Annotated in this window: 16 protein-coding genes; 8 read left to right on the forward strand and 8 right to left on the reverse strand. The window is 28.6% G+C overall.

Translation table 11 applies throughout. The annotated features are described in order from the left end of the window. Nucleotides 1-12: 12 nt before the first annotated feature. The 4 genes from rplM to NQ543_RS10585 form a co-directional block, all read right to left on the reverse strand. Nucleotides 13-450, reverse strand: coding sequence for a 50S ribosomal protein L13 (gene rplM / locus NQ543_RS10570; protein WP_004609409.1), 438 nt, complete (start codon nucleotides 448-450; stop codon nucleotides 13-15). Between the two features lie 142 nt (nucleotides 451-592). Beyond that, on the reverse strand, nucleotides 593-1,345 hold the full coding sequence (locus NQ543_RS10575; protein ID WP_004609408.1) for an alpha/beta hydrolase: 753 nt from the start codon (nucleotides 1,343-1,345) through the stop codon (nucleotides 593-595). Continuing rightward, a complete protein-coding gene (locus tag NQ543_RS10580) occupies nucleotides 1,345-1,587 on the reverse strand; it encodes a hypothetical protein (RefSeq protein ID WP_004609407.1) in 243 nt (80 codons plus the stop codon). Before NQ543_RS10580 ends, NQ543_RS10575 begins: the two co-directional genes overlap by 1 nt. Beyond that, nucleotides 1,587-2,273 carry a tRNA threonylcarbamoyladenosine dehydratase gene (locus NQ543_RS10585; RefSeq protein ID WP_004609406.1) on the reverse strand — a complete coding sequence of 229 codons (687 nt, stop codon included), beginning with the start codon at nucleotides 2,271-2,273 and terminating at the stop codon, nucleotides 1,587-1,589. The genes NQ543_RS10580 and NQ543_RS10585 overlap by 1 nt, the downstream gene beginning before the upstream one ends. A gap of 128 nt (nucleotides 2,274-2,401) precedes the next feature. Between NQ543_RS10585 and NQ543_RS10590 the strand changes: the two genes are divergently transcribed. After that, nucleotides 2,402-2,635 carry a helix-turn-helix domain-containing protein gene (locus NQ543_RS10590; RefSeq protein WP_004609405.1) on the forward strand — a complete coding sequence of 78 codons (234 nt, stop codon included), beginning with the start codon at nucleotides 2,402-2,404 and terminating at the stop codon, nucleotides 2,633-2,635. A 33-nt stretch (nucleotides 2,636-2,668) separates the two neighbouring features. Here NQ543_RS10590 and thrB read toward each other — a convergent pair whose 3' ends face one another. After that, nucleotides 2,669-3,562, reverse strand: a complete 894-nt coding sequence (gene thrB, locus NQ543_RS10595) for a homoserine kinase (RefSeq protein WP_004609404.1) — start codon at nucleotides 3,560-3,562, stop codon at nucleotides 2,669-2,671. Nucleotides 3,563-3,570: 8 nt separating this feature from the next. Then, nucleotides 3,571-5,055, reverse strand: a complete 1,485-nt coding sequence (thrC, locus tag NQ543_RS10600; RefSeq protein WP_004609403.1) for a threonine synthase — start codon at nucleotides 5,053-5,055, stop codon at nucleotides 3,571-3,573. Nucleotides 5,056-5,385: 330 nt separating this feature from the next. Between thrC and NQ543_RS10605 the strand changes: the two genes are divergently transcribed. The 7 genes from NQ543_RS10605 (at nucleotide 5,386) to NQ543_RS10635 (ending at nucleotide 12,463) form a co-directional block, all read left to right on the forward strand. Then, entirely contained in the window at nucleotides 5,386-6,540 is a 1,155-nt protein-coding gene (locus tag NQ543_RS10605; RefSeq protein ID WP_004609402.1) for a homoserine dehydrogenase, read from the forward strand. Between the two features lies 1 nt (nucleotide 6,541). Then, nucleotides 6,542-7,780 (forward strand): aspartate kinase, encoded by a 1,239-nt coding sequence (locus NQ543_RS10610; protein ID WP_004609401.1) that lies wholly within the window; start codon nucleotides 6,542-6,544, stop codon nucleotides 7,778-7,780. 4 nt (nucleotides 7,781-7,784) lie between these two features. Next, a complete protein-coding gene (locus tag NQ543_RS10615; RefSeq protein ID WP_004609400.1) occupies nucleotides 7,785-8,819 on the forward strand; it encodes an aspartate-semialdehyde dehydrogenase in 1,035 nt (344 codons plus the stop codon). 103 nt (nucleotides 8,820-8,922) lie between these two features. After that, a complete protein-coding gene (locus NQ543_RS10620; RefSeq protein ID WP_004609399.1) occupies nucleotides 8,923-9,588 on the forward strand; it encodes a TVP38/TMEM64 family protein in 666 nt (221 codons plus the stop codon). Nucleotides 9,589-9,664: 76 nt separating this feature from the next. Then, nucleotides 9,665-10,381, forward strand: a complete 717-nt coding sequence (locus NQ543_RS10625) for a response regulator transcription factor (RefSeq protein WP_039903898.1) — start codon at nucleotides 9,665-9,667, stop codon at nucleotides 10,379-10,381. Next, nucleotides 10,374-11,525, forward strand: a complete 1,152-nt coding sequence (locus NQ543_RS10630) for a hypothetical protein (protein ID WP_004609397.1) — start codon at nucleotides 10,374-10,376, stop codon at nucleotides 11,523-11,525. Before NQ543_RS10625 ends, NQ543_RS10630 begins: the two co-directional genes overlap by 8 nt. A 65-nt stretch (nucleotides 11,526-11,590) precedes the next feature. Beyond that, a complete protein-coding gene (locus NQ543_RS10635) occupies nucleotides 11,591-12,463 on the forward strand; it encodes a sensor histidine kinase (protein ID WP_004609396.1) in 873 nt (290 codons plus the stop codon). Nucleotides 12,464-12,536: 73 nt separating this feature from the next. Here the strand turns inward: NQ543_RS10635 and NQ543_RS10640 are convergent, their stop codons facing one another. Then, nucleotides 12,537-13,430 carry a DegV family protein gene (locus NQ543_RS10640; RefSeq protein ID WP_004609395.1) on the reverse strand — a complete coding sequence of 298 codons (894 nt, stop codon included), beginning with the start codon at nucleotides 13,428-13,430 and terminating at the stop codon, nucleotides 12,537-12,539. A gap of 229 nt (nucleotides 13,431-13,659) precedes the next feature. Then, the gene (locus tag NQ543_RS10645; RefSeq protein WP_004609179.1) at nucleotides 13,660-15,246 is read right to left on the reverse strand and encodes an IS1182 family transposase; all 1,587 of its coding nucleotides are present in this window, start codon (nucleotides 15,244-15,246) and stop codon (nucleotides 13,660-13,662) included. Between the last annotated feature and the right edge of the window lie 52 nt (nucleotides 15,247-15,298).

A 15,298-nucleotide genomic window follows, 5' to 3' on the forward strand; every position in this document is an offset into this window, starting at 1 on the left:
TGTTCTTCCCCCTTACCCTTTAATTTTCAATTCTACTGGTTTTTGTGCTGCATGAGGATGTTCATTACCTGCATAAACAAATAATTTCATCCCTTGTTTTCTACCTAAAGTGTTGTGTGGTAACATACCTTTTACAGCTGCTTCAACCCAACCAGTTGGATTTTGTTCTTTAAATTGGCGAGCAGTTTTAACTTTTAAACCACCTAACCAACCTGAATGACGATAATAATTAACATTATCTAATTTCTTACCAGTCATTACTACTTTATCAGCATTGATAATAATTACATAATCACCAGTATCCACATGTGGTGTATAAGTAGGTTTATTTTTCCCTCTTAATACTGATGCTACTTCTGATGCTAAACGACCTAATGTTAAATCTGTTGCATCAACTACATACCATTTTCTTTCAATTGTGGCTGCATTAGCCATAGTTGTTTGTCTCATCTGTTTTATTCTCCTTTATCCTTACCGGGGACTTTAGAGTTCATAAGAACATTTTCATTATAAGTACTTCATATCCTAATGTCAATCTTTTTCTACAAATAAATCACCTTTATATCACACAATTTTAAAAAATCAAAAATACTTAATCAAAAGCCCTATTTACTAAAAAATCAAGCGATAACTTTAACACTTTTTTAATATGCTCAACAGTATCATAATTATGATTTGCTCCTTCAATAGCAACAAATTGAACATTATCATTAAACTTAGGTAAATATATATTAGAAATATCGAATGGTACCGTCTTATCCTCAGTACCATGAATTACTAACAATTCATTTTTATAAATATCTAAATTTTGATAAAAATCACGTGACAATATATCATCTACAAACGCCTGAGAAATTTCAAATCCCCCATGATCATACAATCCATCTTTATTAGCTTCAACTTTACCAGTCAAATAATCCAAAGCTGCTGGTAAATTAAAAGCTGGTGCCCATAAAACTAATTTACTAATAACTTCTGGATACAGTTTTGCTAATTCACTAGCAACAGCACCACCCATAGAATGCCCTAATACATATACCTTTGTACAATTATCCATCTTTAACGTTTCTTCTAAAATAATTCTGGCACACGCTAACTCATCTTTAAAAGTCATATCTTTGAAATTAAGATCACTTTCTCCACTACCTAAAAAATCAAATCTAAATGTAGCTATGCCTCTTGCCTCCAACATTCTTGCAAGTTGAACATAACAAAATTTAGTACCTGTTTTTTGGCCTGTAAAACCATGAAAAATTAAACAAACTGGATGCTTATCAACATTTGGTTTATGGAAAAAACCTCTCATTATTCCTTTTGGTGTTGGTATTTCACAATAATGTTGCATTATCTTACCCCATGCGCTTTTTTAAAACGCGCAATTCCATTACTTTTAATATATTGGTTTGTTATATTTCGAATATTTTCCTCACCAAAATCACCACCAATAAAAAGACATGTATCCATAATCTCAGCTGTTAAAGCATACCAAATTTCATCGCTAAATTCTTCATCAACAACTAATTCCTTTACAATTTTTACACAATCATCAATATAATCTTCTTTATTAATTTCAGTAATACCTTCCATTAGTTATCCTCCTTTACTAACTCTTTTATTACATATCCTGCAATCATCAATCCCGCTACACTTGGTACAAAACTAACACTTCCTGGAGTAGCACCATCTACTTTTTGTGGTATTTCTTTTGAATACAAAACTGTACATTTTTTTATACCACGAGTTTTTAACTCTCGACGCATTACTCTTGCAAGAGGACAAACACTTGTTTTATAAATATCAGCTATTTCAAATTTTTCTGGGCTTAACTTATTTCCAGTTCCCATTGAAGAAATTATTCTAATATTTTCTTTATAACAATTTTCAATCAATGCTATTTTCGCTTTTACTGTATCAATAGCATCAACAACAAAATCACAATCTAAAAAAATACGTTCCATTCCTTGATCAGGTAAATAAAAATTTTTATACGTGGTAATCTTTAAATTAGGATTAATATCTAAACATCTTGCCTTAGCTACATCAACTTTATTCATTCCAATAGTTGAATGAAGAGCATATAATTGACGATTAAGATTAGTTATATCAATTACATCATGATCAACTAAAACAATTTCACCAATCCCATTTCTAACCAATGACTCTATTACATAACTACCAACTCCACCCAATCCAAAAACAGCAACTTTTTTAGTTTGGAGTTTATCAAGCCATTCTTGATCCAACATTCTTACAATTCTCGAAAACTGTTCCATATTCCACCTCATAGCTATTATAAACTAATCTAATTTTTTTATAAAGATAAATTTTTTAGTCCAAATTAGACTATTTTTCAATAGACCAATGAGGTCCTGTCTATAATAACCATATAGGTGGTGATAATATGGTTATTTATAAAAGAATACGTGATTTACGCGAAGATAAAGATTTAACACAAAAAGATTTAGCTAACTATCTAAACGTATCACAGAAATCATATTCGCGATATGAACGCGGTGAACGAACAATTGCACCAGAAATTTTATCAAAAATTGCCACATTTCATGATACAACAGTAGATTACTTATTAAATCGTACTGATGATAAAACAAATTATGCTAAAAAGAAAGATAAATAAACTTATAAAAAGCGTTTGAATTTTCAAACGCTTTTATTCATAATCAGCAATATAACCTCGATTATCTAATTCTAATTTATTAACTCGCCAATCCTTAATCAAATCTCCAAGTTCCTCTTTGATTCTTACTACTCCCATTCGATCATCAGCATGAATTACTGCCATGATCGTAGGTCCAGCTCCTGATAAATAAGCTCCTAAAACTTGCTCATCTTTTTCTAGCACTGCCATAATTTCATCAAATCCAGCTATTAAATCACCACGATAAGGTTGATGTAAACGATCTTTAAAACCTAATTTAAGCCCTTCATCATAACCATTAATCAAAGAAGCAACCATTAACGCTAAATGAGAAACATTTTTTATCGCATCTTTTCGTGGTAAAATTTGCGGTAATACAGCACGTGATTGTTCAGTTGATAAGGTAAATGGTGGAATTAATGCTACAAAACGATAATCGTGTTTAACTGGAATATTCAATGTTAAAACATTATCTTCTTCCATCACCGATACTGTTACCCCTCCAAAAATAGCAGGTGCAACATTATCTGGATGCCCTTCAATTGAAGTAGCTAATTCTAAAATTTCTTGACGGTCTTCTACTTTATCTTTAAAAGCAAAAGCTCCTACAATTCCTGCAACAATACATGTTGAACTACTCCCAAGACCACGAGTATATGGAACCTCACCACTACATTCAATATTTACACCTTGATACTCTAAACCACAAACTTCAGCTGCTCTTTTAAATGCTTGATAAGTTAAATTATTTTCATTACAAAATTGCTCAGGGCATCCTTTAATATTCAATCCATCTTCACTTAATTCAAATGTAAAGGTATTATATAAAGTCAATGCCAATCCAGCTACATCAAAACCTGATCCTAAATTTGCACTAGTCGCCGGTACTTTTACTTTTACTTTCATACACTCACCTACATTGCTTCAATTTCTGCTTTAATAAAATCAATAATTTCAGATTTATCAATTTGTATTTTATGTAATACTTCACGATCTTTAATTCCTACTAAACCTTTAGGAATATCAACACCTGTCTTTTTATTTAATTGCTCAATGGCACTATAAACATCGAGTTCTTTTCCATAAATAGCTTTATATACAGATTCTGGAAACTTATAAGGAGATGCAGTTGATAAAAGTATTGTTTTAGTATTATCACCACTATTTTTTTGATATCTTTTTAAAACACCATATCCAATTGCAGTGTGTGTATCTAATAAATATCCTGTTTCATTAAAACATTCTTTAATTGTCTCAAGTACTTCATCTTCATTTAAATAACCCGCTTTAAATTGGTCTTTAATTTTTTCATAAGTTTCTTGATCAACTTCATAAATACCTTCAGCATTTAATTTATCCATATATTCACGAACTTTATTACCATCTTTTCCAGACATAAACCATACTAGTCTTTCAAGATTACTTGATACTAAAATATCCATTGCTGGTGCATTTGTTTTATAAAACTCACGATTAGCATCATATTTACCAGTCATAAAGAAATCAGTTAAAATATTATTTTTATTTGATGCACAAATAAATTTATCAATTGGTAATCCCATCATTTTAGCAAAATATCCTGCTAAACAGTTACCAAAGTTACCACTAGGCACACAGAAATTAATTTTATCTCCTAAACTAATCTCATTATTTTTAACCAATTCAAAATAACTATAAAAATAATAAACTATTTGCGGAATTAAACGTCCAATATTAATTGAATTAGCTGATGATAAAAAGACATTATGCTTATCACTTGCTTCCTTTAATTCTTTAGAAGCAAAAGCTTTTTTCACTGCTGTTTGGGCGTCATCAAAATTACCATGAATTCCAATAACCTTAACATTCTTCCCAGCTTGACTAACCATTTGTTGTTGTTGAATTGCAGAAACACCATCTAATGGATAAAAAACTTTTATACATGTTCCTTCTACATCTTTAAACCCTTCTAATGCAGCTTTACCAGTATCACCGCTAGTAGCTGCTAAAATCATTACTTCACGTTGTTCATTTAATTGTTTTAAAGACAATGTCATTAAATATGGCAACAATGATAAAGCCATATCTTTAAATGCAGCAGTTTGTCCATGAAATAACTCTGCAACATAAACATCTCCGGCTTTTTTTACTGGTACGACATTTTTAGGAAATAAACCTTTTCCATAAGCATTTAAACATGCTTTATGAATTAGTTCTTTTCCATCATCAGGTACAAACGTACATAATATTTCTGTAGCTAAATCAACATAATCTAACTTAGATAATTTATTTAAATCTAATTTTTTAAAATCAAAATTTGGTACTAATAATCCTCCATCTTCCCCAATTCCTTGTACGATGGCCTGATAAAAATTAATTTCTTTTTGTAAATTACGAGTACTTATATATCTCTTTTCCATTACAGAGCCCCCTTCTTTGATTTAAATTATTGTATACAATTTATTTATAGAAGTCAATACAATGTTATTATATCATATTTTGTTAAATTTAATTTGATTAGTCCAAATATTATTGAATATCATTGACTATTGTATACAATCGTGTTAATATGTCATAAAATAAGGAAATGGAGGACCAAGATATGTTATCAATGGGCGTAATCTTAACAAAAATGGTTATTATCAATTCCATTATTATGCCCATTTGTTAACGACAAGGTTCTACTATTTAAATAATATTGGGACCTTTAGATATAAAGGTCCATTTTTTCATAAATAAGGGGGTATAGAATGAAAATCGGTGTTATTGGTTTAGGGACAGTTGGTTATGGAGTTATAGAAATTCTTACAAATGAAAAAGAACGTTTATCAAAAGTTATCAACGATAAAGTAAGCGTTAAATATGGATGTGGTCTAGAAAAAATCGATTTACCTGAAGGGATTATTTATACTGACGATTTCCACACTGTTATAAACGATGAAGAAATTGATGTTGTTGTTGAATTAATCGGTGGCATAACTATCGCTAAAACAATTATTTTAGAAGCAATTAAAAATAAAAAACATGTTGTAACAGCAAATAAAGCATTACTTGCCCATTATAGTAAAGAAATATTTACTGCTGCAAAAGAAAATGATGTACACATTTTTTATGAAGCTAGTGTTGGAGGGGGGATTCCAGTATTAGTTAGTCAAATGGAAAGTTTAGTTGCCAATAACACTAAAGAAATTATTGGTATTTTAAATGGAACTACTAATTTTATTTTGACATTAATGGAAAATGAAAATTTAGATTTTGATGAAGCATTAACTATTGCAGATGGTTTAGGATATGTTGAAGCAGATCCTTCTTTAGATTTAGACGGTATTGATGCTGCTCATAAAATTTGTATTTTAGCACAAAATGTATTTAAAAAATTTATCGATTTTGATAAAATTTATGCTACAGGTATTCGTAATGTTACAAAACTTGATATGGATTATGCTAAAAAACTAGGTTATCGTTTTAAAATGATTGCTCAAGCAAAAGAAGTGAATGATGGTATTGGAATTGATGTTGCTGCTACTTTAGTTAATAAAAAAGAACTAGTTGCTAATGTCATGGATGCATATAATGTAGTAGAGATAGATAATGATTATGTTGAAAACGTAATTTATTATGGAAAAGGCGCAGGTCGTTATGTTACTGCTTCTGCTGTTGTTAGTGATATTATTAAAACTGCACAAACAGAAAAATGGCAACATAACTATGAAGACTGCCCTAACATCTATCCAATTACTAAATCTAAATATTATATTAGAGCAAATAAACCATTAGATGTTGATTATGAAATGTATTTCACTGAAAAACATGATCATATCTATATAACTCACGAAATTGAACTAGCAAATCTAACTACCGATATAGGTAATGAAGAATACATAATTTTTAAAGTGAGGGGATAAAATGAACATAATTGTCCAAAAATTTGGTGGCACATCTACTCGTTCAAGAGAATCACGTTCAAACATGTATAACAATATTATCCGTGAAGTTAACAATGGCAATAAAGTAGTCGCTGTTGTATCAGCTATGGGACGCTATGATGACCCTTATGCAACAGATACATTATTATCAATTGTTAATACAAAACAATTAACTGATGAAGAAATTGATCGTTTAACTAGTATTGGTGAAACTATTTCTACCCTAGTATGTAAAAGCGAATTAGCAACATTAGGTTATCGTTGTGAAACGATTACAAATGCAGAACTAGGAATTGTTACTGATTCAACTTTTAATAATGCTACGATTAATAAAGTAGAAGGAAAAGATATTCTTGAAAAATTAAAATATGCTGATATTGTTTTTTGTCCTGGATTTCAGGGACATTCTGTCCATGGTAAAATTACTACTCTAGGACGAGGTGGGAGTGATCTATCAGCTGTGGCTATTGGAGTAGCGATAGATGCTAGTGAAGTTGAAATTTATAGCGATGTTAACGGTATATATACCGCTGATCCTAGAATAGTTCCAAATGCAATTAAACTTGATTTTATTAGTTATGCTGAGATGTTGGAATTATCAAAAAATGGGGCTAAAGTTTTAAATCATCGCTGTGTTCAGTTAGCAGCTAGTCATAATATTGCTATTCATGCACGTTCTTCTTTTGAAGATATTCCAGGAACATACGTTATAGGAGATGATCGGATTATGAAAGAAAATTTAAATCAATTAATTATTTCTGGTATTACTGGTTCTCAAAACGAGGCTAGAATCACTTTAGTTAAAGTGGATGCAACAAATAACAGTGCTGGTAATTTATTTGAAAAAATTGCTGATGCTGGTGTAAATGTAAATGTCTTTAACCAAGCCTTAGTTGGCGGTGGAAAAATGGATATCTCACTGATTATTAGTGATGTTGATGTACCTACTGTAGTTAATATCATCAATGATTTAAAACCTCAATTAAATGCTCATCGCGTAATTGTTCGTGGTAATATCGGAAAAGTCTCTGTCATTGGGGTTGGAATTAAAAATAATCGTGGTATGTTTCAAAAAGCATACAATACACTAAGTAATAATGGAATCAATGTGGAAATGACATCTTGTTCAGAAATAAATATTTCTTGTTATATTGATCGTGATGATGTACGACAAGCACAAATTTTATTACACAAAGCTTTTTTAGGAAGGGGAAATTAAAAAAATGAAAAAATATAAAGTCGCAATTGTTGGAGCAACTGGAGCTGTAGGAAGAGAAATGCTAAGATGTATTTTCCAATTTAACTTTCCTTTTGAAAGTATTAAACTATTAGCTTCTAGTAGAAGTGCAGGAAAAATTGTTGAATTTGAAAATTATAAATTTACTGTAGAAGAATTAACAGAAGATAGTTTTGAAGGTATCGATGTAGCGTTTTGGTCAGCTGGTGGAAGTATTTCTGCAAAATATATGCCTTATGCTATTAAAGCTGGTTGTATCAATATTGATAATACTAGTCACTTTAGAATGGATCCTGATGTTCCTTTAGTTGTACCAGAAGTAAATGCTGAGGCTTTAAAAACTCATAAAGGAATCATTGCTAACCCTAATTGTACTACTATTCAAATGGTAAGTGCTTTAAATCGTTTAAATGAATATTTCGATATTGAAAGAATCATTGTTTCAACATACCAAGCAGTTTCTGGAGCTGGGGTTGCCGGAATGGAAGAGTTATATCGTCAATCACAAGAAGTTTTAGATGGTAAAGAACCTGTTGCTAAAACATTACCTTGTGCCAGTGACAAAAAACATTTCCCAATTGCCTTTAACTGTATACCACAAGTAGATGTATTTAATTTGGACAATCATTTTACTAAAGAAGAAATGAAAATGGTTAATGAAACTAAAAAAATCTTTAATAAAGACATTAAAGTTAATGCTACTTGCGTTCGAGTTCCTGTTTTACGTGGACATTCAGAATCAGTTTATATCGAAACTAAAAAACCTATTGATATCGATAAAGTATTTGAATTGTTGAAAAATTCAACTGGTGTTGAATTATATGATGATATTGAAAACCAAATATATCCAATGGCAAACTTATTTGTTGGTGATGAATTAGTCCATGTAGGACGTGTTCGTAAAGACTTGGATAATCCTAATGCTTTGAGTTTATGGATTGTTGCTGATCAATTAATGAAAGGCGCTGCATATAATTCAATTGATATTGGATTGAAAATGATTGAAATGGGATTACTATAAAGCTGTAAAAACAGCTTTTTTTAATACTTTTTTATAAATTTATTTAGTTTTTCACCCGTTATGTTTTTAATTAATTGTCTATACTAATAACGAGGTGAACAATATGCATAAACATAAAAAAACTTTTATTATATTAATAAATATTATACTAATTACTGCATTTTGTTTAATTATTTATAAAGCTTATAAAACTTTTGCTGGAGATCCAGTTATGCTAAAAAAAGAATTAGCCAAATTTGGAAATTGGGGGAAAATAATACTAATATTTATTATGGCCTTTCAAGTAGTATTTGTATTTTTACCTGGGGAAGTAATTGAAATAGCTGCTGGTTTTAGTTATGGAACTCTTGAGGGTTTAATCATTTGTTTATTAGGAACAATTATAGGAACGGTTATTATTTATAGTCTTCTTAACAAATATGGTATAAAATTTATTAATAAATTTTATGATACTAGCAAAATAAATCAAATAAAATTTCTAAAAAAAGAAAAACACTTAGAAATAATTATTTTCTTTATCTTTTTCATTCCCGGAACCCCAAAAGATCTTATAACTTATTTAGCACCATTTACTAGATTAAAACTTACAACCTTTTTAACAATTTCATCAATTGCACGAATCCCTTCTATTATTACAAGTACAATTAGTGGTAGTGCTTTATCAAACCAAAATTATCAATTAACTATTTGGGTTTTTATTATTACTGGTATTATCTCAATTTTGGGCTTATTGATATATAAGTTTTATGTACATAAAAAAAATCTTTAGAAAATCTTTTGAATCATTTCTTTCATTCTTAATATATAAACATTATAATGTTGATATTAAAGGAAGGAATGTAAAAATGAATCAAGATAATATTTTAGTTGTAGAAGATGAAATAGAAATTGCTAAAGCAATTGAAATATATTTAAAAAGCCAAAATTATAATGTTTATATTGCAAATAATGGTCTAGAAGGCCTTAAAATCATTGAACAACATCCAATTCATTTAGCCATTGTCGACATTATGATGCCGGTTATGGATGGAATTGAGATGACTATGAAAATTCGTGAACAATATGATTTTCCAATCATTTTTTTATCTGCAAAATCAGAAGACATTGATAAAATCACCGGTTTAAATATCGGTGGAGATGACTATGTAACGAAACCATTTGTTCCAATGGAATTATTAGCTAGAGTTTCTTCACAATTACGTCGATATCATAAGTTTTTAAATATAATTGATCAAAAACAAGAAAATACTCATAAATACATAGTTGGTGGTCTTGAATTAGATATCGATACTAAAGAAGTTATTATTGATGGTAAAATTGTAAAAGTCACTCCTATTGAATTAAAAATTCTCGAATTACTTATGGAAAAGCCTGGGCGTGTTTTTTCAAGTGAACAAATTTACGAAAACGTTTGGCATGAAGCTGCAATCAATACAGAAACAGTTATGGTTCATATTCGGAATTTACGTGAAAAAATTGAAATTAATCCAAGTAATCCACAATACCTAAAAGTAGTTTGGGGCGTTGGTTATAAAATAGAAAAACAAGCAAACCATGAATAAAAAGAAAATTACCTTTTATATTATAACTGTTTCTTTATTATTAATTAGTAGTATTGGAATCTATTGCAGTTACGACATCATGCAAAGCGAAAAAAAGAAACCAAACTTTAGTAACAATAATATTTTATATGATATTTTAGAAAACATTTATTCATTGAGCTTTCAATTAGATAATGTGTCCAAAAAAGAAGGAATATCAAAATATATTACCGCAAATAAAGATGCAACAGATGCATTTTATCAAGATGCTATTTTATATAGTCGTGAAATATCCCCAGAAAAGAAAAATACAAAATATTATGCTGAAGGAAATAATAATAGTTTAGGTAATACTAACGATGATTTAAAAACACTTCAAAGTAATCATACTTTACAAAATAAATACCAATGGTATTTAAAATTGTCATTTGATGAAAATGGTAATATTAGTTATGATTCATTAGGATGTAAAAAATCACAAAACTTAAATTTTTCTCTAGTATGGAATAACTTTAAACAAACTTATTTTCAATATCTTGAAACCTATGATGATGATTATATACTACATAATCCAACCAATTTTACTGTTTATTTTGCTATTCCCGCTAAGTTAGCAACAAACTCTATGGATACCATTACTTATTATAGTGGACTAAATTCAACAACTACAAATTTAAAAAATATACTGCCAATTGCAAGTATTGCTGTTGGAATTGTTTGTCTTTATATATTAGTTTGTCCATATGCTATTGAAAAAGAAATTGCTATTTTTCATAATTTAACTAAAATCAAATTTGAAATTTTAATATCAATGATCATTATTGGATTTTCCAGTATTATTATTATTTTGTATGGTTTAATGATTGATACTTTAAATGGTTATTATTTAGAAAAATTGGTACGTTTTGTTTCAAAAGATTATAGTGAAATAATTTTAGCAATTATGAATATTGCTTCTTGGGCGACTTTTTTGTTTTTATGTATGTTCAGTGTTTATTATTTAAAAACTGTTTTTAACAAAGGATTAACTAATGTACTAAAAAATGATACTGTTTGTGTTTGGTTATTTAAAACAATTAAAAAATATATTAATAAAATTAATTCATTTGATTTTAATAGTGATAGTAATAAATTACTTATAAAAATTATTTTAATAAATGTTTAATAATTTCTATTATTTGCTGCTTTTTTGTTTACGGAATCGTTCTTACTTTAATTTATTCAATAATATTGTTTATTATCTTTAAAAAGAAATTAGATGAGTTCAAAAAAGATTATCAAATTTTATTAAATGCCTTACATAAATTATCTAATGGTGATTTCAATGTAGCCATTTATGATGATATTGGTATCTTTAATTCCTTAGGACATGAATTTTCAAATATTAAAGATAGTTTTGAAAAAGCAGTTAATAAAGAAGTTAAATCCCAAAAAATGAAAACAGAATTAATTACTAACGTATCTCATGATTTGAAGACTCCACTAACTTCGATAATAACATATATTGATTTATTGAAAGATGAAAATCTTGATGCTAATAAAAGAAAAGAATATATAGCTACTTTAGATCATAATTCGTTACGATTAAAGAATTTAATTGATGATTTATTTGAAATAAGTAAAATTAATAGCGGTAATGTTAAGTTAAATATTGTTGATGTTGATATTATTGCATTAGTGCAACAAGCTAAATTTGAATTAAATGATTATTTTGAAAAAAAATATTTAATTTTTAAAACTAATTATCCAAATAAAAAAATAATTATTCCATTAGATAGTTTAAAAACATACCGTATTTTTGAAAACCTACTTATTAATATTAGTAGATATACATTAGATAAGACTCGTGTATATATTGATATTATTGATTATAGTGATCGTGTTGAAATAACTTTTAAAAATATTTCAGCTAACGAGATTAAGATCAATGAGGAGCGATTGGTAGAACGTTTTGTTCAAGGTGATATATCTAGAAATAATAAAGGAAGCGGTTTAGGATTAGCAATCGCTAAAAGTTTTACAGAATTACAAAATGGTACATTTAAAATAAAAGTTGATGGTGATTTATTCAAGGCTATTGTTATTTTTAATAAACTATTATAATATTAATATTATTTTACCAAAAACATTTAAGGGTCTCTAAATTTTCACTAAATTTAAAGACCCTTGTATTTTATTATTTATATTTCTTAATTAATCCTACACCTATAGGATGTGGTCCTGTATGGACACCAATTGTCGCCCCTATTTGACGAATATAAACCTCATCATTAAATTCAGGCTTAAATTCTTTTAAAGCTGTCACAAAATTATCTTTGAATTCTTTTGCCTCATCATAATCATAACCAAATCCTACACAGAAACGATAATCATTTACATCAAATTGATTATCTTTAAAATAATTAATAATCTGCTCAATTATTTTTTGTTTTGATTTCTTTCTACCTCTAGTTATCCCATTATTAAATATTTCACCCTCTTGTAGTAAAATCAATGGCTTAATTCCTAAAGCACCAGCAGCAATTCCAGATAACTTACCAACACGCCCACCATGAACCAAATAATCCATACTACCAATAGTAAAGAAAATTCTACCAGTTTTTTTTATTTCATTTACATAACTAACTGTTTCTTCAAAACTAGCACCCGTATTTTTCTTTACCACAGCTTCTTCAACTAACATTCCTTGTAAAACTGTATTAACAGTTGCATCAATTATTTCAATTTTAGCATTTGGATAATCATCTAATAATATATTTTTAGCATTAATTGCGGAATTAAAAGAACCTGAAAATTTAGTTGTAATACAAATACAAATGATATCGTTTCCAGCTTTCAAAAGTGGCGTAAATACATCTAGATAGTCTTGAATTGAAGGCATAGATGTTTTAGGAAATACTTTAGGATTATCAATCATAAATTGATAAAAATCTCTAATATTTAAATCTACAATTTCTTTTTGATGATTAACGCCATCAATAGATACATAAAATGGTACAACCTTAATTTCTAATTCTTTTACACGTTTAACACTTAAATCACATGATCCATCAGTAACAATTTTATACATATTATTTCCCTCATCTCTGTATTATTTTAAATATAACATTATTATATTAACTCTAAATTAACATAAATAAAAGGGGCTGTAACGAATAAGGATTTTTAATCTTTAGGCGTTACGCCTTTTTTTGCTTGATACAGTATATTTAGATAAAAAACAAAGTTATCCATATTTAGATAACTTTTTTGGTACTATAAAAACATCATGTGCTTTTTACATGTTTTTATTTAGCTTTTTAGGAAATTGATATTTCCTTCTTTTTCATCTTTTTATTGTGGTATTTGCGTATATTATAGGCAATCCCTATTAACAGCAGTTCTGTTTTTACATTTATGTTTCCTCTTCTTTTTAATCGGACATAATCCATATTCTGCTTTATTATTCCAAATGTCCCTTCTGACTGTATACTTCTTTGCTTTTTCATCTCTTTTCCTTCTTCGGTTCCAAGATTTTCATCTACTTTTTCCTGCATTTCATTTAAGGCATAATTTATCTGTATTTTTCTTTGCTCCTTTGCCTTTGTGCATTTTTCTTTTACTTTACAGTCATGACATTTACCACATTCGAATACTCTGCTGATTTGTAGATATTCACCTGCTGTGTTCCATCTTTCTTCTTTTTCAATATTAAATGAATGTCCCTGTGGGCAGACTTTAAATCCCTTTTCATCATATTCCCAGTTCATCTGATTATATATTTTCTTTTTAAATTCCTTTGTATTCTTTTTTGCATAATAATTATACTTTAATCCCAGTTCCATCCCGTTTATGACATTAAAAAGCAAATTATCATAGCTTCCATATCCGGCATCGCCTATTGGCCATTTTGGATAACAGCCGTATCTTTCTTTATATTTTTTCATAAACGGTATATATGTTTTTGTATCAGCAGGATTTGAAAATATATCCATATGCATAATATATTCATCACTTACACCTATTTGCAGGTTATATCCCGGTTTAAATATACCTGTATGATTATAATAGTCATACTTCATGTTCATCATGGTAGCATCATGATCAGTCTTTGAATAACTGTTCCTGTCGCCACATATGTTCAATGATTCTTCATATCTCATTAATTTTATATAGATTTCAAGAAATTCATCATAATATTTCTGTAATAAGGAACGTCTTTTGCCTTTTCCGTATACTATTTCTATATTTTGTCTTATCATCAGTTCCATTAACTGTTCTGCAATCAGTCCTGTATCATCAGCAGAATATCTTGATTTTATATCATATTTAAAGTTAAGATCATCATTTAATCTTATGATCAGATCTGTCACTTTAAGAAATGCTTTTTCCTGATAGCCTAGAATAGCTTTTTTCCAAACAAAACTGTTTTTCCTTGCATTGGCTTCTATCTTAGTTCCATCAATATAAAGTTTAGAAATATCAACATCATCTAATTCAATGATTCTTTTAACAACATCATAAAAAATATCTTCGATAGACATCGATAATTTTTCTGATATAAATCTTTGAAAAGCCATGAAAGAAGGAGTTTCATCATTAGCCAGCCACATATATCGGATATCATATCTGCATAATTCTTCCATTTTTCTTAATTCATATTGACCGTTTATAAATGCAAACAATGTAACCTGTAACATCATATTAGGGTCGTAGCCCCTGTTGCCTCTATGGGGGCAGTTAAAATACTTTGAAGTGTTAATTCCTTTCATAATTTCTACGAAAGATGTCACCGGATCATCTACAGGAACAACTGTAAAAAAATCTAGTGGAAGTTTACATTGAAATGTATTATAATAAGAATTGTCAATCGGGTAATTAGATTCTATTATTTTTATATTTTGCATAATCTAATTATACCAAAAATAGCACTTATACTCATCTGAGTTTAAGTGCTAT

The organism is Thomasclavelia spiroformis DSM 1552 (assembly GCF_025149465.1).
GTDB lineage: Bacteria > Bacillota_I > Bacilli_A > Erysipelotrichales > Coprobacillaceae > Thomasclavelia > Thomasclavelia spiroformis.

Coding starts and splice junctions, on each gene's coding strand:
- NQ543_RS10585 (WP_004609406.1), bottom strand. CDS start 2,273: ATGGAACAGTTTTCGAGAATTGTAAGAATGTTGGATCAAGAATGGCTT.
- thrB (WP_004609404.1), bottom strand. CDS start 3,562: ATGAAAGTAAAAGTAAAAGTACCGGCGACTAGTGCAAATTTAGGATCA.
- thrC (WP_004609403.1), bottom strand. CDS start 5,055: ATGGAAAAGAGATATATAAGTACTCGTAATTTACAAAAAGAAATTAAT.
- NQ543_RS10590 (WP_004609405.1), top strand. CDS start 2,402: ATGGTTATTTATAAAAGAATACGTGATTTACGCGAAGATAAAGATTTA.
- NQ543_RS10605 (WP_004609402.1), top strand. CDS start 5,386: ATGAAAATCGGTGTTATTGGTTTAGGGACAGTTGGTTATGGAGTTATA.
- rplM (WP_004609409.1), bottom strand. CDS start 450: ATGAGACAAACAACTATGGCTAATGCAGCCACAATTGAAAGAAAATGG.
- NQ543_RS10645 (WP_004609179.1), bottom strand. CDS start 15,246: ATGCAAAATATAAAAATAATAGAATCTAATTACCCGATTGACAATTCT.
- NQ543_RS10630 (WP_004609397.1), top strand. CDS start 10,374: ATGAATAAAAAGAAAATTACCTTTTATATTATAACTGTTTCTTTATTA.
- NQ543_RS10640 (WP_004609395.1), bottom strand. CDS start 13,430: ATGTATAAAATTGTTACTGATGGATCATGTGATTTAAGTGTTAAACGT.
- NQ543_RS10620 (WP_004609399.1), top strand. CDS start 8,923: ATGCATAAACATAAAAAAACTTTTATTATATTAATAAATATTATACTA.
- NQ543_RS10575 (WP_004609408.1), bottom strand. CDS start 1,345: ATGCAACATTATTGTGAAATACCAACACCAAAAGGAATAATGAGAGGT.
- NQ543_RS10625 (WP_039903898.1), top strand. CDS start 9,665: ATGAATCAAGATAATATTTTAGTTGTAGAAGATGAAATAGAAATTGCT.
- NQ543_RS10615 (WP_004609400.1), top strand. CDS start 7,785: ATGAAAAAATATAAAGTCGCAATTGTTGGAGCAACTGGAGCTGTAGGA.
- NQ543_RS10580 (WP_004609407.1), bottom strand. CDS start 1,587: ATGGAAGGTATTACTGAAATTAATAAAGAAGATTATATTGATGATTGT.
- NQ543_RS10610 (WP_004609401.1), top strand. CDS start 6,542: ATGAACATAATTGTCCAAAAATTTGGTGGCACATCTACTCGTTCAAGA.